The sequence below is a fragment of the Falsibacillus pallidus genome, assembly GCF_050990905.1.
Classification (GTDB): domain Bacteria; phylum Bacillota; class Bacilli; order Bacillales; family DSM-25281; genus Falsibacillus; species Falsibacillus pallidus_A.
The window spans coordinates 2,146,610-2,168,166 of sequence record NZ_CP158866.1; the positions used below are offsets into that span (position 1 = coordinate 2,146,610).

Consider the following 21,557-nt stretch of genomic DNA (forward strand, 5'->3'; position numbering starts at 1 on the left):
AAAACTTATAAAACCCTCATATTGCGATTTTTCCCTTTGACAATTTGAAACACTCCGTATAGCAGGAGTCCTATGGCCAATAAACCGAGGAGCCATTGTCCAAAGGGCTGCTGAGAAATTTTCAGCAGGGCGCCATCTAAATCAGTTGCTTCATCAGGCTTTGCAGTAAGGGCAGTTTGAATCAGGAAATAGCCGATCATGCAAAAGACGATGCCTCTTGATGCAAGTCCAAGCTTCCCTGTCCTCAAACCAAGTTTAAGTTCTTTTGCACTCATTTCATATTTCTTGAACCTCTCGGCAAACTTCTCTTTATAAGCAAAGTAAAATTGATACAGGCCATATAAGGCGATTCCCGCACCGAGCAATCCGATCAGCAACTGTCCCCAGTCATGCTGAATCAGCTTAGCCATGACCGTTTTTTTGGAATCGGAGCCGCTCGAGCCTGCATGCATGGCGATTTTCACTGCTTTATATGTCAATCCGGCATAAATGGCGCCGCTGATAAAATAACCGATTTTAGCTCCAAGCCCCTTGATCCCGAATCCACGGTCTTCCGGATCGATGAACACCTGTATGATACGCCATCCAACATAGCACACCAGGCCGACAGCAATGATCCATAACAGTATTTCACCATACGGCTCTTTCGCTACAGAAGCAAACGCACCTTCTGCCCCTTTTTTATTTCCGCCTACCCCGATAGCTGCCATCATGGTTAAGATGCCAATTAAAATATAGACAAATCCTTTGGCAAAATAGCCAAACCTTGCAAATTTCCGTATCCATGGTCTTGCTTTATCTTTTTGTTTTTCGGTTTTATGCGCTTTGTTCATCTGTCTTCCCCTTTCTCCGATAAATGCATTATTCCCTCCTTCCTTCATGGAAAAACCAATGACAAAAGAAAAAGACGCCTCATTGGCGTCTTTTTCTTTTCATTTATTGACCTGAATCCCCTGTTTGGTCAGTAGAATCTGAGCCGTTTAGGAATTCTTTAATTGCTTGTTTGTTTTTCTCGAAATCAACTTCTAGGACTGCGCCTGCATGGCTGTAGTAACCATCTGAGTAGGACCCGTCCACTGGCACCCTCAAAGTTTTAATTTTCTTATCATTATTAAAAAGGACATCCTTTAAAAGGGCCAATTCATTCAATCTGCTCATATTCGTATCATAATAAGGCTGCACCGCTCCAAAAATTTTCGGAAGTTTAGTGACTCCACCTAGACTCAATACTTTATCTTTTACAGCTTCAAGAACCTTTTGCTGTCTCGCTACACGCCCGAAATCACCTTCTGCATCATGTCTAAAACGGGCGTATCCCAATAATTCCTTGCCATGGAGCTTTTGAAGTCCCGGCTGAAGGGAAACTCCGATTTTTTCAGACATAGGCTTTTCGACATTTATCTCGATTCCATCTGGTGCCAGCGTATCGATGGACTTCTCAAACCCCTTGAAATCGACAATCGCATAATACTGGATGTCCAAATCGAAATTCTTCTTGATGGTTTGTCTCAACAACTCAGGTCCACCAAGGAAAAATGCAGTATTCAGCTTGTAGTTTTGATAGCCTGGTATCTCCACATACATATCCCTCATAAGGGAGACGATCTTGGTTTGTTCGGTTTTAGGATCGTATTGGGCAACCATCATCGTATCCGATCTGGATTTTTCTTCCCCGCGGGTATCCACCCCTAGGAGAAGGACGTTGATTTTGCCATCCTTATCTTTTTTTCCGTTGAATTTATAATCTGTTTTAAGCGTTGAAGGATCTCCTTTCGCCATTTGCAGCCCTTGATAGTATTGAAAGGCGGAATATCCTATTAATGCAATAATGATGATAAGCAAAACCGTTAATATTTTATATCGTTTCTTTTTTCGTCTTCCTTTATTTTTACGTCTTTGATCAAATCTGGATCTGGATTCCATATTAAACACCTGCTTCATATTATGATTCGCTGCAATTATTCTCTGTCTACATACCCATTTTCTAAAGAAACCATGCAAGGTGTCCTGCATTCATTGATTTTAATCATATCCCGGCATAATTACAAGTAGAATCTTGCGGTTTCATAATCTGCCCAATGTATGCCATTGATACCTATCATTTCTTATATAACTTACAGCCGCACCATTCCGTATATTTTCTGCAGAAATCTTCATAATAATGTGGAAAGAATTGAAGGAAGGTGAAAATGGATGGGCAAGACGAAAAAAGGAAACAGAAATGCTCAAATCAATAATAATGCAAAAATGAACAGCAAGGTTGACAGCGAGGAAATGGTTGAGTTTTCTCCTTCCCATGCAGGCAGTGAAATGGAGCAAAAAACAGAACCTTCTAAAACGGAATAACAAAACCAGCCCGGATAATTAAACCGGGCTGGTTTTATCTAATTTGCTATTATTTCATCAATGATCCCATATTCCAGCGCTTCCTTTGCTGACATAAAGTAATCTCGATCAGTATCATATGCTACCTTTTCAATTGGCTGTCCTGTTCGATTTGATATGATTTCATTGATGTGCGATTTTAATTTAATGATTCTTTTTGCAGAGATTTCAATATCCGTTGCCTGGCCTTTAGCCCCTCCCAAGGGCTGATGTATCATGATTTCGCTGTTTGGCAAAGCGAATCGTTTTCCTTTTGTGCCAGCCAATAGCAGCATTGCTCCAAAGGAAGCAGCCATGCCGATGCAGATGGTTCGAACATCCGGTTTGATATAGTGCATGGTGTCAAAAATGGCAAATCCAGCGGACGTAGAGCCTCCGGGACTATTGATATAAATCGAGATATCCTTATCCGGATCATCTGCAGCTAAAAATAACAATTGTGAAACCACGCTGCTGGCCAGTGCATCATTGATCTCATCTCCGATCATGATGATTCTGTCCTTTAACAGCCTCGAATAAATATCGTAGGACCTCTCGCCGTTCTTCGTTTGTTCAATCACATACGGAATGGTATTCATAAAAACATTCTCCTTTATGCAGCCATCATGCCAGGCGAATGGGAAGACGTTGAATATGTCCTTGGCATTCCGATTACCCTGACTCTCTCCTCCTTCATCCTGGTTAGATATTCAATGAGGATTTCGGGACTTTGCTCCATGATGGCTGCTGATATAATTTGATAAAAAACATTATCTGTTCGTACTGAATGATTGAAATCAATGCTGCTGAGCTTCTGTCTTATCCTGAACAAAGTTGATTTAACAGCGCCTTCAGATATAGAAAGGATTTCACTAATTTCATTCATGCTATATTGAAAAACTTCTTTTAAGACAAATGCTGCAGCCTCCTTTTCTGTAGCATTGGCAGTAATGATAGCCAACATCGTTAAAACCTCTGGCAATGATTCGATGGGATCATATGACGCTTCCCTGGATTCTTCGATAGTGGTGCAGCTTGATGAAACAGACTTGATCTTATCCAGCCAACGGTTCTTGGCAGCGACTTTCATTAAATTAAAGGATAGTTGTTGGGCAGAAATGTTCTTGTGGTATTTGTTGTAAATTTTCAACAATGTGTCATGTGCCAAATCTTCACCATCCCATTTGTTTCCTGTCAGCATTTTACAGTAGCTTTTTAATTTAGACTGGTATTGAATCAGATCATTGAAATCAAATTGGTTCTCACCGGCCGATGAGTATTTTTTAGATTGGGTATTCAAAGTGATCACTCCTTTTTACCTCTAATTACTAAACGATTAAAACAGGGAAAAAGTTATGGTTGAATTTATTTTTCTTTAAAATATTGTATGTAAAAAAGCAGAGGCAAGTAAATCTTGAACCTCTGCTTTGTTCTTTATTTTTGCTCAAATGCTGCTTTTAAGGTTTCCACTATGAAGGAAAGATCTTTTTCTTCGATATTCAGTGGGGGCGATAGTGTCAAGACGTTATTGTAGCCGGCCACTGTCGCGCCATTTTTACCAATGATCAACTTATTTTTCTTGCAGAATGTGATGATTTCATTCAATACGGAGACATCGGCTGGTGCTTTTGTGGATTTGTCTTTAACCAGTTCAATCCCAATCAGGAGCCCCTTGCCCCTGATATCCCCAACTAAACGGTGGTCCTTCAAAGCGGTCTTTAAATCATTCATGAGTTTTGCTCCCAGATTTTTGGACCGCTCGAATAATTTTTCTTTTTCCATGATTTCTATGTTTTTCAAAGCCAGGGCACATGCTGCCGGATTTCCGCCAAAAGTGTTCACATGCCTTAAGTAATCATATTCTTCCGTCCCCTTAAAGGATTCATAGATCTCTCGTTTCACAGCTGTAGCAGATAGCGGCAGATAGGCGCTTGTGATTCCTTTTGCCATGGTAATGATATCTGGCTTCACCCCGTAGTTCATAAATCCAAAAGCCTCTCCAGTCCGGCCAAAGCCGCAAATGACCTCATCTACAATCAGCAAGGCGCCGTGTTTTTCACAAACTTCTTTGGCAGCCTTCATATATCCTTCAGGCGGGACAAGAATTCCGCCTCCGGTGATGATCGGCTCCATGATCAGTCCTGCAATGGATTCACTCAATTCCCACGTCATGACGTCATCGATTGCTTTAACAGCTTTTAATTCACTTCCTTCGTCATTGTCACGATACACATCTGGGGGTGCACAATGAACGAAGCCCGGAGCAAGCGGTTCATATTTATATTTGCGCTGTGCCTGCCCAGTGGCAGCAAGGGACCCCATTGTATTCCCGTGATATGCTCTATACCTTGATACGATTTTATACCTGTTGTGCTCTCCATTTTGCTGATGATATTGACGGGCGATTTTAAAGGCCGTTTCGTTTGCCTCCGAACCACTGTTGGAGAAGAAAATGACATAATCATCTTCAAGGAGTTCATTTAGCTTTTCCGCCAGCTTTATGGCAGGTACATGACTTTGAGTCAACGGAAAGTAGGCCATTTCTTTTAACTGTTCATAAGCAGCCTCTGCTAATTCCTTTCGCCCGTAGCCCACATTCACACACCAAAGTCCTGCCATTGCATCTAAATATTGATTCCCCTCAGTATCTGTCACCCAGGAGCCTTCTGCCTTGGCCACCACCATCGTTCCATCCGGGTTATAAGGCTTCATCGAGTGCCAAACATATTTTTCATCCTGATAAAGCAATGTATCCTGCGACTTGCCTGCTTGAACCATCGTATTTCCCCCTTCAATATAAAAGCTTCTCAGTAATCAAAACGGGATGTGATCATTTTTTTCTTAGTATAGAAGTTTACTCCATCCTTTCCGTTCACATGCAAATCCCCATAAAAAGAATCCTTCCATCCTGAAAATGGGAAGAAGGCCATGGTTGCTGGGACCCCGACATTGATTCCAAGCATACCTGCATCAGCTTCTTCACGGAACTTCCTGACAGCAGCTGCATTTTTCGTATAAATTGTCGCGCCATTTCCGAATCTGGATTGATGGATGAACTGCAGGCCGCCATCCAAGTCAGCCGTTCTAAGAAGGCTGAGTACAGGGGCAAATAGCTCCTCTTTGGCGATGGTCATATCAGGAGAAACATGATCAAAGATAGTGGCGCCAAGGAAGTTGCCGTTTTCCATTTCGTCCATCTCTTTTCTTCCATCCCGAAGGAGGACCGCCCCTTCCTCCAATCCTTTTTCAATGTATCCCAAAACCTTTTCTCTGTGTTCTTTACGGATGACAGGCGTCAACAGCACATCCTCTTCCATGCCGCTTCCCATCACAAGTTCATCTGCTTTCTTCTTCAATGCCTCTACAAACTGATTATTATCCCCTACCACAACCACTGCACTGCAGGCCATGCATCGCTGCCCCGCGCTGCCAAAAGTCGAGCTGATAATATTCGCTACTGCTTTTTCCATATCGGCATCTGGCATGACGATGTGATGGTTTTTAGCACCGGACAATGCCTGCACCCGTTTTCCTTTTGAAGCAGATTTTTCATATACGTATTTGGCGACCGGCTGAGAACCGACAAAAGAAATGGCAGCCACATCTGGATGTTCGATCAATCCATTGACGACATCGTGCGCCCCGTGGACGACATTCAGAACCCCTTTTGGAGCCCCCGCCTGTGTAAATAATTCAACAAGCTTATTGGCTAATATCGGTGTCCTTTCAGAAGGCTTGAGAACGAATGTATTTCCGCATGCCACTGCTAATGGGAACATCCATAACGGGACCATCATTGGAAAGTTGAACGGAGTGATCCCCCCCACGACTCCGAGGGGATACCTGAACATTTCTGAATCGATATCTTCGGCGATTCCAGACAACGTTTCCCCCATCATGAGGCTTGGTGCACCTGAGGCAAACTCAACGCATTCGATGCCCCTCTGCACTTCTCCGTAGGCTTCTTTATAGGCTTTTCCATTTTCTTGTACTATCAATTTCGCGAGCTCTTCGTGATGATCGGTTAAAAGAGTATGGTATTTAAATAGAACTCTCGCCCTTTTGGGAACGGGCACTTGCTTCCACGATTGAAAAGCTTTCTTGGCAGCCTGAACAGCTTGGTCCACATCCTCCTTCGTGGAGACTGGAACCTTCGCAATCGTTTCACCTGTAGCAGGATTAATGACATCCAGGCATTCCAAGGCGCTGGAATCAACCCATTCTCCATTTACATAGTTTTTCAGTTCCATTGTTTCATTTTTGACTGTCATCGTTTTCACTCCCAATTTAAAATCTAATAGTTTAATAGGAAAAAGACGGCTTATCCGTTCAAATAGCCGTCTTTCTATAAGACTTAATGGCTTTATTTTGCCCCTTCTTTCACAATATGCCCCTGGCAGATCAAATTAGAGAAGTATTTCCTTCCATTTGCGGTCTTCACATGTATTTTTTGCATATCTTCCAGAGATTCCCCTTTTGCAAATTCCACAAATGCCCCGCTTAAATTCTCTTCGACACTTTTTAGCAGATATCCTTGTTTAAGCAAAAGATCCATTAGATTTCTTTCTTCTATATATTCCTTGTACTCCGACAAAAAACTCTCTCCTTCCTATTCCATTGTGATAGAAGGACTTCCAGGCACTTCTTCCAAGACGGTTTCGAATTCATCCCCCTCAATGATCCAATCCCGTCCAACGGAAATTCCCAAATATTTTTCATCGCTCGGATCAAGAATTTCTGCCTGTTCATATTTTTTGAACCACCAATATTTGCAAAGCACATAATAGAACGCAGCACCAATTACGAAACCAACGAGAAATGAATAATTCGGAACAAAATAGGAGGCAGCCCCGCCGATGATCCAGGAAATGAACCCAGCAAGATTGACACCGCCCATATAACGGTACTGCCCATTAGTTTCATAAAGGTCAGGTACATTGACACGGCGTTTTCTTAGAAGATAATAATCGGCTGTCAAAATCCCAATGATGGCTGAAAGGATCCCTCCAACGAATAATAAGACTGGAATGATGACATCGAATAGCTCCCACGGTTGAACAACAATCCCAACGATTCCTGCTGTAATGACCCCGGCCCAGAATGGAAACTTTGGCCCTCCTACATTGGAGAAAATCGTAGCAGCAGGTACAATATTGGCTGCAATATTTGTAGACCACTGAGCGAGGACCACCATCAGCAGCAAGACTCCAAGGAATAATCCAGACGCTGCTTTCTGCAATGCCACTACAGGATCATAATTAAGGACTGCAATGTAAGAAACGCCACCGATAACCACCATGAATGCTTGCGTTAAAGGCAGAGCAACCAGATTTCCAATTAGCGAGCTTTTGTTCCGTTTGAACCAATTTTTTTCGTTTTTAGGCGCCTTCATGAACCTTGATATGGAGGGAATATCTGCTCCAATTGTTGCCCAGAAGCCCATGTTGCTGAAAATGACGACAAGGAATGCAGAGAATGCTGCAGCCCCGGTAACCGGATTCTCGACCCATGACCAAATTTCCCTTCCATGTGAAGCTGCCTCATTTGATAAAGAACTGTACATCCAGATGGATATCAAAATGATGATCGGCGCTGCAAGATCGGCAAAGCGTTCCACCGCTTTGATTCCCAGTGCTGTATTGACCAATTGGAATACGGCAAAAATGAGGAAGCAAACAAACCAATTGTCGAACCCGAATAAAATATTCAAAATTCCATTCATAGCTGTTGATCCGAAATAAGTATTGATGCCAAACCACATCGACGCCGCTACCCCTCTTGCAACCGATGGGATATGCGTCCCGATAGTTCCAAATGGGGCCCGCATGTACACCGGGAATGAAAGTCCATGCTCAATCCCTATATCCGCCGTCAGGGAAGTGAATATACCAATGGCAAGAGATCCAATTAGTGTTGCAAGAAGCACCATCGGAAGCGGCAGTGACATGACGCCTGCCCCTCCAATGGCAAATGTAGCTAAAACTACCACCATTCCAACCCACATAAATGAGTACCCTAAAGGTGTAATTTTTCTTCCTGACTCCCCGATTGGAAATAAATCAGGGGATTTCAAATGGTTTTTTTTCATCATGAACACTCCTTTATTCGGTTTCATTTTCCATTTCCAATCCATTAACCGAACACATTATGCCATTGCCAGGCCATCCTAGGAGCTGTGTGTCATGAAACGAAGAATGATTGTCTAATTGGAGGTTTGTTTTGCTGCATCTTTTGATGAGGTCAGTTGGCCATACTTCGCTCTTTTAATGAATCGGCCTGTACCCGGCTTTCCGACAAACTGTTTGTCTTTTACAACAAATTCCCCCCTGGAAAGGACAGACACCGCTTCACCAGTCACCTTCATTCCTTCGAAAGCACTGTAGTCCACTGCTAAATGATGCGTCTGTGCAGACAGGGTCCTCTCCGCATTTGGATCATAGAGGACAATATCAGCATCCGAACCAACCGCAATCGTTCCCTTTTGAGGAAATAATCCAAATAGCTTAGCAGCCCTTGTCGAAGTTAAATCGACGAATTGATTTAATGAGATCCTCCCTTTTTTCACCCCTTCCGAGAAAAGAATCGTCATTCTGTCTTCAATGATTGGTCCGCCATTTGGTATTTTCGTGAAATCCCCCTTTCCAAGATCTTTTTGTCCATGAAAATCGAAGGAGCACTGGTCTGAACCAATGGTTTGGAGATTCCCGTTTTTCAGGGCAGTCCAAAGCTCTTCCTGATTCCATTTATCCCTGAGGGGCGGGGACCAGACATATTTCGCTCCTTCAAAGTCAGGTTTTTCCAAGTAAGTTTGATCCAACACCAAATATTGAGGACATGTTTCCCCCCATACATCAATTCCTTTTCTCCTTGCTTCAGCTATTCTTTCAGCAGCATCCGCACAGGATACATGGACAACATACAATTGTGAATCAGTCAGTCCCGCAAGCCTCGCTGCCCGGCCTGTAGCTTCTCCTTCAACTTCAGGTGGACGGGTCAAGGCGTGGTAGATTGGGTCCGTTTTTCCTTCTTCAAGTGCTTTGGTGGTCAGATAGTCAATGACATCTCCGTTTTCAGCATGGACCATCACCAGGGCTCCATGTTCCTTTGCAGCCAACATGGTTCTATAAAGTGTCGCATCATCAGCCTGGAATACATTTTTATAAGCCATGAAGACCTTTAATGAGGTGACTCCCTCATTCTCAACAACATCAGGCAGCTCATTCAGAACTTCTTCATTGATTTCGCCGATCATCAAATGGAACCCATAATCGATGACCGCTTTTCCTTTTGCTTTCTCATGCCATTCAGAAAGGGCCTTTTTTAACGGCTCCCCTTTTGTGGTCAAACAGAAATCAATGATGGTTGTAGTCCCCCCAAAAGCAGCACCCATCGTCCCTGTCTCGAAATCATCCTTTGTAACAGTCCCTCCAAACGGCATATCCAAATGCGTATGGGGGTCAATGCCACCAGGGAATATATAGCATCCATTCGCATCGATAACTTCCGCATTCTGTGAGGAAAGATCGTGGCCGATGGCAGAAATGACTCCATCTTCAATCAGGATCTCTGCTTCGTATACATCTGCAGCTGTGACAATTGTTCCATTCTTAATCAACTTTTTCATTTCCTCGATTCCTCCGATCTTATTTTGCTACATCCGCTTTTGGCTTTTCCAAAACCCCTAGAGCAGACTGCCGCTGATTCCAAGTCATTGGCGCCTGACCACTAGGCACCTCTACCATATCGATGGCTCCATCAACAGGACAGACGATGGAACAAAGATTGCACCCTACACAATCTTCTTCCCTTACTTTTAAATAAGCATTGCCTTCCCCATCTTTGAGCATATCGATGCATTGATGTGAAGTGTCTTCGCAGGCAATATGGCACTTATTGCAGTTGATGCATGTCTCCGTATTGATACGGGCTGCAACATGATAGTTCAGATCAAGATTGCCCCAGTCTGAATATTTGGAGACAGATTTCCCGATGATGCCAGACAAATCAGGTATTCCTTTTTCATCCAGGTAATTGCTCAAACCGTCTATCATATCCTCCACGATTCGGAAACCGTGGTGCATGGCTGCCGTGCAAATTTGAACCCCTGTTGCTCCCATGAGCATGAACTCCACAGCATCCTTCCAATTGGATATGCCGCCGATGCCTGAAATTGGGACATTGATGCGTGGGTTTCTGGCGCATTCCGCCACCATATTCAATGCAATCGGTTTGACCGCCGGGCCGCAATATCCTCCATGAGCTCCTTTGCCTGCAACATGGGGAATCGTATTCCACGTATCAAGGTCCACCCCGGCTAAGCTGTTGATTGTATTGATCATGCTAATGGCATCAGCACCGCCTCTTACAGCTGCTTCCGCTGTCACCGTGATATCTGTGATATTAGGCGTCAATTTGACGATTACCGGTGTCTTCGCCGCTTCCTTCGCCCAATAGGTCTGTTTCTCTACCAATTCCGGCACCTGACCTGAAGCAGATCCCATTCCTCTTTCTGCCATACCGTGTGGACATCCGAAATTCAATTCGAGTCCGTCCACCCCTACGGCTTCCACTTTTTTAACAATTTCATGCCACTTCTCCTGTTTTGGCTCGACCATCAACGAGGCAATGATGGCATGATTGGGAAATCGCTTTTTCGTTTCATAAATTTCCTTAAGATTGACCTCCAGTGGTCTGTCAGTAATCAGTTCGATATTATTAAAACCGGCAACCCGCTGACCATTGAAGCTGACCGCTGCAAACCGGGAAGACACATTGATGATCGGATCCCCCAATGTTTTCCAAACCGCTCCGCCCCATCCTGCTTCAAACGCTCTCTGAACTTGATATCCAGAGTTTGTAGGCGGAGCAGATGCCAGCCAAAATGGATTTGGCGATTTAATCCCAGCCAAATCAATGTTCAAATCCGCCATCCTATCCACTCCTCACTTTCTATACGGAAGCTGATTTTTTCGAAAGCTCCCTATGGATTGCATGCGCTGCAAGTTTGCCTTGCTGAGCCGCTGTCACAACCATCGCTTCTCCGATACCTTTTCCAAAGATCATATCACCGCAGGAAAACACTTTTTTATTCGATGTTTGGTAGGTTACGGGATCCACAACAACTACCCCTCCAACTTCCTCCAAACCAAACTCTTCAATCAAGCTCTTATGTCTTTTCTGGCCAATCGCTTTTATGACAGCATCCACTTCAAGGATAAATTCTGAACCCTTGATTGGAACCGGTCTTTTCCGTCCATCTTCCCCTTCAGGGCCAAGCTCCATTTGAATGCATTCAATGCCGCTGACCTTTCCGTCCTTTCCGATTATCCTCTTCGGGGCAGTCAACCATCTGAATTCTACTCCATCTTGCTTTGCGAACTCATACTCAAATTCATAGGCTGACATCTCATCAATCGTACGCCTGTATAATATCTTTACGTTGGAAGCCCCTAATCTGACAGAGCAGGTCGCCCCATCAATAGCGGTGTTCCCGGCACCGATCACGGCAACCTTCTTCCCTTTGAACTCATCTGTGAGAGCCTTTGTTTTTGTATTTTTTACAAACTCAATCGCATCATAGACCCCTTCTAAATCTTCCCCTTCAATCCCTAGATTTGGGACATTCGCCATCCCTGCTGCCAAAATAACTGCATCATATTCTGCAAGAATTTCAGCAGCTGGAATATCAGCTCCCACTTTAGTATTGGTTTTGATTTCAACCCCAAGGCTCTTCACTTGATTCACTTCCCAAAATGAAATCCTCTGGGGAAGTCGGAATGACACAATGCCGTACGTATTCAGTCCTCCAGGGTGTGCAGCCGCTTCATAAATCGTCACGTCATAGCCGCAGAGCGCTAATTCCCTAGCGGCAGATAAGCCGGCTGGCCCGCTTCCGACAACGGCAGCCTTTTTCCCAACTGATACTGTCTTATTGAAAAGCAGACGATTATTTTCAATGGCCCAGTCAGTCGCATAACGCTGCAGGTTCCCGATCATAATTGGCTTCGTAGAGTGATTGAGCACACATGCGCCTTCACACAGCTCTTCTGTCGGACAAACTCTGGAACAGCTCGCCCCCACTGGGTTGCTTGACATAATCGTCTTTGCAGAACCCAGTAGATTGCCTGATGCAATTTTCTTTATGAACCCGGGGATATCGATTCCGGTTGGGCATGCTTTAATGCAAGGGGCATCATAGCAGTATAGGCATCTGCTCGATTCCTCCAATGCTTCCTGATTAGTCAATCCTTTTTCCACTTCCTCGAAATTCAAGGAAATATCATGCTGAGAGATACGCTTCGTTTTTACTGCGGTCAATGGCTCTCCCTCCTTCTTCTTGTAGATACTCCGGGAATAAGTGCTCCCATTGAAATGATAAAAGGGGGTAAACATAATTATCCTTGTATGCACCCCCTTGATTGCTTATGGTAATAAAGCTGTCATATCTTCATATGTTTCCGGTCGTCTGTCACGATAGAACTGCCATGTATCCCTTACTTCGCGTATCAATTTCTTATTCATTTCCCCTATAATGACTTCTTCCTGGTCGCGGGAAGCCATAGCCACAAAATTTCCTCTAGGATCTACTAAATACGACTGTCCATAAAACTCACCCATGTTCCATGGCCCTTCATAGCCCACCCTGTTGATGGCGCCGAGGAAATACCCATTGGCAACAGCATGTGCCGGCTGTTCGAGCTTCCAAAGGTATTCAGACAGCCCCGCTACCGTCGCGGAAGGATTGAAGACAACCTCCGCTCCCTTCAAGCCAAGGATTCGCGCCCCTTCTGGAAAATGGCGGTCGTAGCATATATAAACCCCAACTTTAGCAAAGGCTGTATCAAATACGGGATAGCCAAGATTGCCTGGTTTAAAATAAAACTTCTCCCAGAACCCGCATCCTTGATCCCCCACTCCAACATGAGGAATGTGCTGTTTTCGATATTTGCCTAAATAGGATCCATCAGCATCAATGACTGCAGCAGTGTTGTAATATGTAGCGATCCCTTCTCTTTCATATATAGGGAGGACAATGACCGAACCTAATTCCTTAGCAAGTTCCTGGAATCTTTTTGTCGTTGGCCCATTTGGAATTTCTTCTGCAGATTCATACCATTTCGTATTTTGTTCTGCACAGAAATAAGGTCCATAGAAAATCTCTTGCAGACAGATGATATTCGCACCTTTTTCCGCTGCTTCACGGACCAGTTTGATATGCTTTTCAATTGCCTTTTCTTTATGGGCGGCCACTGTTTCATTTCCGTCTACATCGTGTTTTGCCTGAATCAATCCAATTTTCACTGTATCCGACATATTCTTTCCCCCTTGATAAGTAATAAATAGAATTCGAGAGAGCGCTTTCATATTAAATCACTGGCATCCACCTTTCTTTATGTGTTTCACATGCCAAGTTGTCTATCTAATCACTACAAATTATGTAAGATAGAACAGGCATATGACTAATCGAATTATCAAGATTACAAAAACCTGAAAGTATTTAGCCTCCTTTAATAAAGACTGAATCTTCTTACAACTTATCATGCTCGTCTAAAAAAATTTGTCAAAAAATGAGTGGGGTAAGTCCTTTCTTTTCGTTTTTCTTCCATATTAATCGACAAAAAAAGGATAGCCCTTAAGCTATCCTTTTCCTCATTATATTCTTAATTTCTGATCTGACCGCTGCCTCTCATTTGAAACTTCACTGTCGTAAGTGCAGGCAATCCCATCGGTCCACGGGCATGAAGTTTTTGAGTCGATATCCCAATTTCCGCTCCGAATCCAAGCGCCCCACCATCAGTGAATCTTGTCGAAGCATTGTGGTATACAGCTGCTGCATCCACCCTTTTCATAAATGAATCTGCCGCTTCTTCGTTTTCTGTAATAATGGCTTCAGAGTGCTTCGTCCCGTAATTTTCTATATGCTGAATAGCTTCTTTCTGACTTTTTACCACTTTGACGGCTATATCAAGTGAGAGATATTCATTGGTCCAGTCGTTTTCGTCAGCAGGTGCTGCATCTGATAAATATTCAATAACTGTAGAATCGCCATGGACATTTATAGAATGATTTTTGAATACACTTTCCAACTCTTTGTAATGCCTATTGAACCACTCTTCATGAATGATAAGCGTTTCTGCCGCATTACAAACAGCAGGACGGTCTGTCTTCGCATTGACAACGATGTTTAAGGCTTTTTCCAAGTCTGCCTCTCGATCGATGTACAGATGACAATTCCCTACTCCTGTTTCTAATACCGGCACGGTTGCATTTTCTACAACGGCTTTTATTAGTGCTCCTCCTCCACGCGGAATGAGGACATCCACATATTCTTTCATGGTAAATAGTTTTTGTGCTGTCTTACGATCTGTAGATTCAATGAATTGAACCGCCTCTTTAGGAATCGCCGTCTTCTCCAATGCTTGGTGAATGACTTTGACAATAGCAGAGTTGGAATGAATGGCTGATGAACCGCCTTTCAAGATAATGGCGTTTCCTGACTTCAATGCCAATCCTGTTGCATCCACAGTAACATTTGGACGCGCTTCATAGATCATTCCAAGAACGCCGAGTGGGACTGTCACCTTCGAGACATTCAAACCGTTCTCCAAGGTCCATTCGGATACTACTTTATCTGTTGGATCCTCAAGTGCAGCAACTTCCCTCAAACCTTGGGCAAAATCTGCAATTCTATCTTCCGTTAATTTCAATCGGTCCATGAATGCTTGATCGAAGCCTTTCTGTTTCCCTGCTTCAAGATCTGCTTCATTTTCCTTTAAGATGCTTGATGCTTCTTTTTCCAGTTCTTCTGCAATGATAAATAGTGCTTCATTTTTTTGCTTCGTACTGATTAAATTTAATTCCTTTGAAGCTTCCTTAGCTTTGATTCCTTGCATTTCAACAGTTGTTTGTAATTCTTTTTCTTTTAAACCCATCAAATCCTCCTTTAATTATTAACCTTATTCAACAACGCTGTTGATTTCCGTTCAAGACTTCGCTTTCCGAGGGCGGCGGCAAGCCTCCTCGTCGCTCTGCTCCTGCGGGGTCTTGCCTACCCCGCTTTTCCCACCGGAGTCTACGTCTTGCACTCCAATCAACAGCTCGAAGGCAGTTGAAATAAACATATCAATAATAAAGTCTAATTGTTACACACCTGTTGGTATTGATAATTCCAGATGGCAGACTAAGTGTTCGATGTCTACTGCTATATTGTTCAGTTCTTTTGAATTGGAATCGTCCAGGATGTTTTTTAGCTCTTTGGATGAATAGTTGACAACTCCCAAACCTAGCTCTTTTCGATTCAGATCGAGGACACGGACAACTGAATTCTTTTTGAATCGACCATTTACAGAGTAAATACCGGAAGAAAGCAAACTTTCCTTTTTTTCAGTGATAAGGGTCTTTGTATCATTATCGATGACAAGTTCTCCTTCCGGACCAGAATTGAATGCAATCCATTGTTTTTTCTTGTTAAGGTTCACTTGGTTCTTATCCGTTGTAAAGTAAGTTCCTTTCGCCTCTCCATGGACCGCATCCACCAGGATGTTTTTTACATTGGCTTTCCCAAGGAATGCTTCAATTCCAGATGCCATCGAAATTTTGAAAGCATCGATTTTCGATCTCATTCCGCCTGTACCTACAGAACTTCCAGGTTCTCCTGCAGCATTTTCGATCTCAGGTGTAATTTGATCCACACGGGTGAGCAGCTCTGCATTAGGATCCTTTCTTGGATCAGCATTATATAAGCCGTCGATATCTGATAAGATCATCAGCATATCTGCATCGACAAGCCCTGCAACCTTTGCTGAAAGAGTATCGTTATCACCAAACTTCAAGCGTTCGACCGTTACCGTATCATTTTCATTGACGATCGGAATGATGCCTCTTTCCAGCAAGACGTTGATTGTGTTTCTTGCATTCATATATCTGTTTTCATCTGTAAAATCGCTTCTTGTTATTAAAATTTGCGAACCTACATATCCATGTGAAAGCAATAATTCTGAATAAGCTTCTATTAGAAGCCCTTGCCCGATGGAAGCTGCAGCTTGTTTTTCAGGCAGGGAAACGGGACGGTCTAAACACCCCAATTTTCGATAGCCGGCTGCTACAGCACCAGAACTGACAAGCAGCACTTCATGTCCTTCATCTTTCAGTTGAACGACCTGCTCGACTAGACGCTCAAGTTTTCTCCTGCTGATTTCACCGTGAGCACTCGTTAAAGAACTGCTTCCAATTTTGATGACGATTCTGCTTCCTTCCTGTGTCAATACAATCACTCCTGTTAATTCTTGTGTTTATTGGGTAACTAGTTGTTTTTCTAATTGGACGCTGATTTCTTCGGATTTTCTCGCTGCGCTTTTGACTGCTTCCGATATCGCTTTGCCTCCGCCATTTTCTTTAAGAGCTTCCAATCCGGCTGCAGTTGTTCCATTTGGCGAAGTGACTTTCTTTCTTAGTTCAGTTGGAGAATCACTTTGTTCCAGCATCATTCTTGCCGCACCTAAAATCGTTTGGGCGCCGATTTTTCTCGCTGTTTCTTTATCAAGCCCTTCTTGCTGACCTGTCTTCTCGATATGCTCCATTAAATAATAGAAGTAAGCTGGACCACTCCCTGCAATGCCGGTGAAAATGTCCATTTGTGCTTCATCGATCAAATAAACTTCCCCGATGGAAGAAAGGAGTTGTTTAATCTCCATCACAGTATCCATCGAAACATGGCGGCCTCCCGCAACAGCGGTGGCAGATTCCTGCAGCATACTGGATGTATTCGGCATCACCCTCAGCACTTGCTGGCCATCAGGAAGCCCTTCTTCCATTCTTGATGTTGAAATTCCTGCGAGCACCGATACGATGATATGTTTTGAAGAAATTTCATCCTTAAGTGAATCAAGCGCAGCATCAATGTCTTTAGGCTTCATGGCTAAAATGATGATGTCGACTTCATTCATATTTAATTGATTTCTTTGAATTCCTTTAATTCCATATTTATCTGTAAGATCATTCAATCTGTCAACGTTGCTTTTATTTGTAGCAATAACCTGGGATGCAGGCATTAAACCTGATTTCACGATTCCGGAAATCATGGCTTCCGCCATGGATCCCGCACCAAGAAATGCGATTGTTTTATTCTTTAACATTTATATTTTCGCCCCTTTTGTTCGCGTTTTGTTCGTGTTTTTTCACAACGTTTACTATCGTAACATGCTGATTGAATGATTCAAGGGTAAAGCGGGAAGTAGTGGGGATTTGGGCGAGAAAGTTAGTGAAAACGTTATCACTGACACTTATATTGCCATTTTAAGAATTAATGGCGTATACAGCCGGATATTGAGGAATATAGAGGATTGTATTAAAAAAAGCACCAGGCATTCCTGGTGCTTTTAAGCTATGCTGATAATTTTTCCGGAAGTTGACTGCGTTGGCTTTTTTGTAATTTTCCATAGAAAACGATTCCGCTCGCGAGCAGCCCCATTCCAAATAGGAACGTTTTTAAATCGGCTGTACCAGCAATGATGACCCAAGTAGAATATACAGTCGACAAAATGCCGATGATTCCATCTATTATCCTGTTTCTTAAATGCCCTTCATATGTTTCTCCTGTTACGACCATCTTAATTTGGAATACAGAAGAAATGAAATAAGGGACTAAATAAGATAATGTCGCAATAGTAATGACAAAATTAAAAGCATCCGAAATCGAATTTGAGATGGTTGAAAAAATGAAAAGCTGGCCAAGCGAGTTAGTTACGATCAATGAGAATATCGGAAGGCCATTCTTATTTTCTTTCAGGAATGATGGAAGGAATAATCCCTGTTTTGCAGCTTGATAGGGTACTTCCGAGCTGAGCATGACCCAGCCGATAGTCGATCCGAGCAAACTGATCAAGCCTAAGGCTGCAAGCAGTTTGCCACCGATTGGACCAGTGACAGAAGAGATGGCATCAATCAATGGTTTATCCGAATGTACAAGCTCGGAGTGATTTAACAGCCCCATTACTAAAGTGCTTATTCCAATATAGATGCCCAAAGCAATCAAAAGCCCAAGGATTGTTGCCCTTTTAACATCCACTTGTTTCTTGGCCCTGGATGCAAATACTACAGCAGATTCTACACCAATGAATGCCCATAAGGTAGCAACGGCTGCATGATTGATCTGGCCTAATAATCCAACTTTATTGCCAGCATCATCCATTTGCGCTTCTGCAAAAGGAAGAATATTGGTTTTCTCAAATGCAAATAGTGCGATGACGATGAAAAGGAAAAATCCGATGACTTTAGTGGCTGTCGCAGCAAAATTTAATTTCCCCGCGTTTTCAAGGCCGCGCAAAATGATGAAATGAGTTGTCCACAATAAAAGGGTGCAGACAAGAAATGTTAATGCGTTACCGGTTTTCAATGAAAAGCTGCCGATTGTCATTATTGTTGCACTGCTGGTCAAAATCGGGAAGAAGGAAGATAAATATCCTGCAAAAGTTGTAATAATAGCAATATTTCCAGCTAAATTCCCGATCCAGTACCCCCAGGTGGACATATATCCTGACAGAATGGATGCATTTGAACCTTTCGAAAACAATTCCTTTGCATAAATCTGAGGCCCCCCGTTCAGATTTGGCTTTCTAATCGCCAGATTTCCAAATACCAAGGCTGTCACAAGAACCCCCGCTCCAGTTAATACCCATGCAAGCAGAACTCCTGCAGGGCTTGCTACCTCCGAAAGTGTACGAGGAAGCATAAATATCCCCGAACCCACCATGTTTCCAACTACCAAAGCAGTCAGAATCCATAATCCTAGCTTGTTTGTCTTACTCAAATGAACCCTCTCCTTTTTCTTTTTTCTGCTGTGCGAGAAGGGTTGGCTGCATTTTTTGCATAAAAAAAACACACCTAAATACGGTGTGATCCCTAAACCGCATCAGACAGCAAATCGATAGTTCATCATGGACCAATGATCCATGACAGTCCTGCATCTTTTCGAATACAGTCCCAGCTCCCATAACCGTGGGGGATATGGTGCTTCGGCAATGTTTCCTTTAGGATGATTTTCAGCAAAACCCCAGTTTCTCCATCATCTTACTTATAAACACTGCGCCTCTACCTCACCTTTGCACTGATGAGGATTTCTATTTAATTTACATGAATACATTATCAGGGATTCAAATGCTTGTCAACGAAAAATTTCATCATGGTAAAGTATCAAAGTCATAAATTTAAACAGTGAAAAGTTAATGCAGAATGACTGTACCTCAAAAAGAATATATATAAACATTGCGGAGGTGATAATCCTTGATTGCCGAATTGGTTGATATGGAAATAGAAAAACTCGTCTTAAAGCTTATGGAGGATCAAACAGGTAATGGCTCATGGGAGTATCCTTTTGAAACAGGAATCATCACAGATGCCTACATGATCATACTTTTATTATCATTAGAGGTGCCGGAGCGGGATCTTATTCTCTCCCTCTCAGAAAGGATAAAAAGCAGACAGCATCCAAACGGCGCATGGAAGCTATTTCATGATGAACCGGAGGGAAACCTTTCCCTGACCATTGATGCATACTATGCCTTATTGGCTTCCGGAAATAGCAAGGTCCATGACCCGCATATGATTAAAGCCCAAAAATTCATTATTCAAAAGGGTGGAATAAAAGAAGCAAAACTTTACACTAAACTATTCTTAGCAATGACAGGAAACTATAAATGGCCAGCTTATTTCCCTCTCCCTCCTGAATTCTTGCTTCTCCCTCCATCATTCCCTCTGAATTTTTTCGATATATCCGTGTTCGGACGCTCAAATCTTGCCCCTTTATCCATCATAGCTGCATCTAAATTCCAACTTCCAAAAGGACAGCTCCCATCATTGGATCATTTGAATATTCGTAATGAAAATAATGAAGAATGGCAGGATTTCCGTTCTAAAGAATGGATATCTCTTTCTTCCGCCATTCAAAAGGGAGTGAAAGCACTTTCTGGCCTCCCCCATACATTGCGGCATAAAGGGATAGAAAGAGCGGTAGAGTATATGCTGGGGAGAATTGAAGAAGATGGGACACTTCTTAATTATTTCAGTTCTACATTTTATATGATATTTGCATTGCTGAGCATTGGTCATCCAAAGGAGCACCAAGTCATCTCAAAAGCGGTAGAAGGATTAAAATCTATGTCATGCCAAATAAACGGCTATACTCACATTCAATATACAACGGCAAACGTATGGAATACAGGCTTGATTTGCCACGCATTCACACTGGCAGGTGTAGCAGAAGACAACGAATCACTTCTGAAAGGTGTACATTACCTATTAAGCCAGCAGCAAACTAAAAAGGGGGATTGGGCGCTCCATAATGAAAAAGGCAATCCGGGTGGATGGGGATTTTCCCATGGGAATTCAATGAATCCCGATGTTGATGATACAACTGCCTCTCTCCGCTCTATCATTCCCTATGTCTCGCTTGATTCCTATTGCGCAAAGTCTTGGCAAAGAGGGATGAAATGGACATTATCAATGCAGAATGAGGACGGGGGATGGCCTGCATTTGAAAAGGACATGAATAACCCCCTCCTCTCCCTGATTCCCATGGAAGGAGCAGAGTTTATTCTGTTAGACCCTTCAACACCCGATTTGACTGGAAGGACTCTGGAGTTTTTGGGAAATTACACTTATTCTGTGAAACCTAGTCAGAGGATGCAAAAAGGAATCAAGTGGCTCATGGAAAACCAAGAAACAGATGGCTCCTGGTATGGTAGATGGGGGATTTGCTACATCTATGGAACATGGGCAGCATTGACCGGACTTTCAGCTGCAGGACATTCACCTCTTGAGCCCGCTATCAGAAAATCTCTTTCTTGGCTCAAAAGCATACAGAACGAAGATGGCGGCTGGGGGGAATCATGCCTGAGCGATATAAAAAAAGCGTATGTCCCTTTAGGGGAAAGCACTTTGACCCATACAGCCTGGGCACTGGATGCTCTTATTGCTTTTCATAGTGAACCTACAAAAGAAATAGAGGATGGCATTCATTATTTGCTTCGTTCAATGGAAAAAAAGGATTGGACGACTGATTATCCAAAGGGACAGGGAATGGCATCTTTTTTCTACATTCACTATCACTCTTACCGATATGTTTTCCCATTGATTACATTAGTGCATTATAAGAAGAAATTCATCGAAAAATGACGATTTTCGTCTATTTCCTGAAA

Annotated in this window: 18 protein-coding genes and 1 riboswitch; of the genes, 2 read left to right on the top strand and 16 right to left on the bottom strand. The window is 43.0% G+C overall.

Annotated elements, in window-relative coordinates:
• Positions 1 to 5: 5 nt before the first annotated feature.
• Both ABTV07_RS11345 and ABTV07_RS11350 read right to left on the bottom strand, forming a co-directional pair.
• Positions 6 to 833, bottom strand: coding sequence for a DUF1206 domain-containing protein (locus ABTV07_RS11345; RefSeq protein WP_433742391.1), 828 nt, complete (start codon positions 831 to 833; stop codon positions 6 to 8).
• 103 nt (positions 834 to 936) lie between these two features.
• Entirely contained in the window at positions 937 to 1,923 is a 987-nt protein-coding gene (locus ABTV07_RS11350) for an LCP family protein (RefSeq protein WP_433742392.1), read from the bottom strand.
• A gap of 270 nt (positions 1,924 to 2,193) precedes the next feature.
• Between ABTV07_RS11350 and ABTV07_RS11355 the strand changes: the two genes are divergently transcribed.
• Complete coding sequence (locus ABTV07_RS11355; protein ID WP_433742393.1) at positions 2,194 to 2,346, top strand: hypothetical protein; 153 nt, start codon at positions 2,194 to 2,196, stop codon at positions 2,344 to 2,346.
• Between the two features lie 38 nt (positions 2,347 to 2,384).
• Here ABTV07_RS11355 and clpP read toward each other — a convergent pair whose 3' ends face one another.
• From clpP to ABTV07_RS11425, 14 genes are all read right to left on the bottom strand, one after another.
• Complete coding sequence (clpP, locus tag ABTV07_RS11360) at positions 2,385 to 2,963, bottom strand: ATP-dependent Clp endopeptidase proteolytic subunit ClpP (protein ID WP_433742395.1); 579 nt, start codon at positions 2,961 to 2,963, stop codon at positions 2,385 to 2,387.
• A gap of 14 nt (positions 2,964 to 2,977) precedes the next feature.
• Positions 2,978 to 3,664, bottom strand: a complete 687-nt coding sequence (locus ABTV07_RS11365; protein WP_433742396.1) for a sigma factor-like helix-turn-helix DNA-binding protein — start codon at positions 3,662 to 3,664, stop codon at positions 2,978 to 2,980.
• Positions 3,665 to 3,798: 134 nt separating this feature from the next.
• Positions 3,799 to 5,142, bottom strand: coding sequence for an aspartate aminotransferase family protein (locus tag ABTV07_RS11370; protein WP_433742397.1), 1,344 nt, complete (start codon positions 5,140 to 5,142; stop codon positions 3,799 to 3,801).
• Between the two features lie 29 nt (positions 5,143 to 5,171).
• Positions 5,172 to 6,635, bottom strand: a complete 1,464-nt coding sequence (locus ABTV07_RS11375; protein WP_433742399.1) for a CoA-acylating methylmalonate-semialdehyde dehydrogenase — start codon at positions 6,633 to 6,635, stop codon at positions 5,172 to 5,174.
• 92 nt (positions 6,636 to 6,727) lie between these two features.
• Complete coding sequence (locus ABTV07_RS11380) at positions 6,728 to 6,958, bottom strand: hypothetical protein (protein ID WP_433742401.1); 231 nt, start codon at positions 6,956 to 6,958, stop codon at positions 6,728 to 6,730.
• A gap of 15 nt (positions 6,959 to 6,973) precedes the next feature.
• Positions 6,974 to 8,452, bottom strand: coding sequence for an NCS1 family transporter (locus ABTV07_RS11385; RefSeq protein WP_433742402.1), 1,479 nt, complete (start codon positions 8,450 to 8,452; stop codon positions 6,974 to 6,976).
• Positions 8,453 to 8,566: 114 nt separating this feature from the next.
• Positions 8,567 to 9,988: a dihydropyrimidinase gene (gene hydA, locus ABTV07_RS11390; protein ID WP_433742404.1), complete on the bottom strand. Its 1,422-nt coding sequence runs from the start codon at positions 9,986 to 9,988 to the stop codon at positions 8,567 to 8,569.
• Between the two features lie 19 nt (positions 9,989 to 10,007).
• Positions 10,008 to 11,294: an NAD-dependent dihydropyrimidine dehydrogenase subunit PreA gene (gene preA / locus ABTV07_RS11395; protein ID WP_433742405.1), complete on the bottom strand. Its 1,287-nt coding sequence runs from the start codon at positions 11,292 to 11,294 to the stop codon at positions 10,008 to 10,010.
• 19 nt (positions 11,295 to 11,313) lie between these two features.
• The gene (locus ABTV07_RS11400) at positions 11,314 to 12,681 is read right to left on the bottom strand and encodes an NAD(P)-dependent oxidoreductase (protein WP_433742406.1); all 1,368 of its coding nucleotides are present in this window, start codon (positions 12,679 to 12,681) and stop codon (positions 11,314 to 11,316) included.
• Between the two features lie 105 nt (positions 12,682 to 12,786).
• Positions 12,787 to 13,677, bottom strand: a complete 891-nt coding sequence (locus ABTV07_RS11405) for a nitrilase-related carbon-nitrogen hydrolase (RefSeq protein ID WP_433742407.1) — start codon at positions 13,675 to 13,677, stop codon at positions 12,787 to 12,789.
• A 347-nt stretch (positions 13,678 to 14,024) separates the two neighbouring features.
• A complete protein-coding gene (locus tag ABTV07_RS11410; protein ID WP_433742408.1) occupies positions 14,025 to 15,296 on the bottom strand; it encodes a glutamate-5-semialdehyde dehydrogenase in 1,272 nt (423 codons plus the stop codon).
• 210 nt (positions 15,297 to 15,506) lie between these two features.
• On the bottom strand, positions 15,507 to 16,628 hold the full coding sequence (gene proB / locus ABTV07_RS11415; protein WP_433742409.1) for a glutamate 5-kinase: 1,122 nt from the start codon (positions 16,626 to 16,628) through the stop codon (positions 15,507 to 15,509).
• 27 nt (positions 16,629 to 16,655) lie between these two features.
• Entirely contained in the window at positions 16,656 to 17,498 is an 843-nt protein-coding gene (gene proC / locus ABTV07_RS11420) for a pyrroline-5-carboxylate reductase (RefSeq protein WP_433742411.1), read from the bottom strand.
• 248 nt (positions 17,499 to 17,746) lie between these two features.
• Positions 17,747 to 19,171, bottom strand: coding sequence for an amino acid permease (locus ABTV07_RS11425; RefSeq protein ID WP_433742412.1), 1,425 nt, complete (start codon positions 19,169 to 19,171; stop codon positions 17,747 to 17,749).
• A 110-nt stretch (positions 19,172 to 19,281) separates the two neighbouring features.
• Positions 19,282 to 19,463, bottom strand: a riboswitch (Lysine riboswitch).
• A gap of 181 nt (positions 19,464 to 19,644) precedes the next feature.
• Between ABTV07_RS11425 and shc the strand changes: the two genes are divergently transcribed.
• Positions 19,645 to 21,534 carry a squalene--hopene cyclase gene (gene shc / locus ABTV07_RS11430; RefSeq protein ID WP_433742413.1) on the top strand — a complete coding sequence of 630 codons (1,890 nt, stop codon included), beginning with the start codon at positions 19,645 to 19,647 and terminating at the stop codon, positions 21,532 to 21,534.
• Positions 21,535 to 21,557 lie beyond the last annotated feature (23 nt).

Coding starts and splice junctions, on each gene's coding strand:
- ABTV07_RS11355 (WP_433742393.1), top strand. CDS start 2,194: ATGGGCAAGACGAAAAAAGGAAACAGAAATGCTCAAATCAATAATAAT.
- ABTV07_RS11385 (WP_433742402.1), bottom strand. CDS start 8,452: ATGAAAAAAAACCATTTGAAATCCCCTGATTTATTTCCAATCGGGGAG.
- ABTV07_RS11405 (WP_433742407.1), bottom strand. CDS start 13,677: ATGTCGGATACAGTGAAAATTGGATTGATTCAGGCAAAACACGATGTA.
- proC (WP_433742411.1), bottom strand. CDS start 17,498: ATGTTAAAGAATAAAACAATCGCATTTCTTGGTGCGGGATCCATGGCG.
- ABTV07_RS11375 (WP_433742399.1), bottom strand. CDS start 6,635: ATGACAGTCAAAAATGAAACAATGGAACTGAAAAACTATGTAAATGGA.
- ABTV07_RS11345 (WP_433742391.1), bottom strand. CDS start 833: ATGAACAAAGCGCATAAAACCGAAAAACAAAAAGATAAAGCAAGACCA.
- preA (WP_433742405.1), bottom strand. CDS start 11,294: ATGGCGGATTTGAACATTGATTTGGCTGGGATTAAATCGCCAAATCCA.
- hydA (WP_433742404.1), bottom strand. CDS start 9,988: ATGAAAAAGTTGATTAAGAATGGAACAATTGTCACAGCTGCAGATGTA.
- clpP (WP_433742395.1), bottom strand. CDS start 2,963: ATGAATACCATTCCGTATGTGATTGAACAAACGAAGAACGGCGAGAGG.
- ABTV07_RS11410 (WP_433742408.1), bottom strand. CDS start 15,296: ATGGGTTTAAAAGAAAAAGAATTACAAACAACTGTTGAAATGCAAGGA.
- ABTV07_RS11350 (WP_433742392.1), bottom strand. CDS start 1,923: ATGGAATCCAGATCCAGATTTGATCAAAGACGTAAAAATAAAGGAAGA.
- ABTV07_RS11370 (WP_433742397.1), bottom strand. CDS start 5,142: ATGGTTCAAGCAGGCAAGTCGCAGGATACATTGCTTTATCAGGATGAA.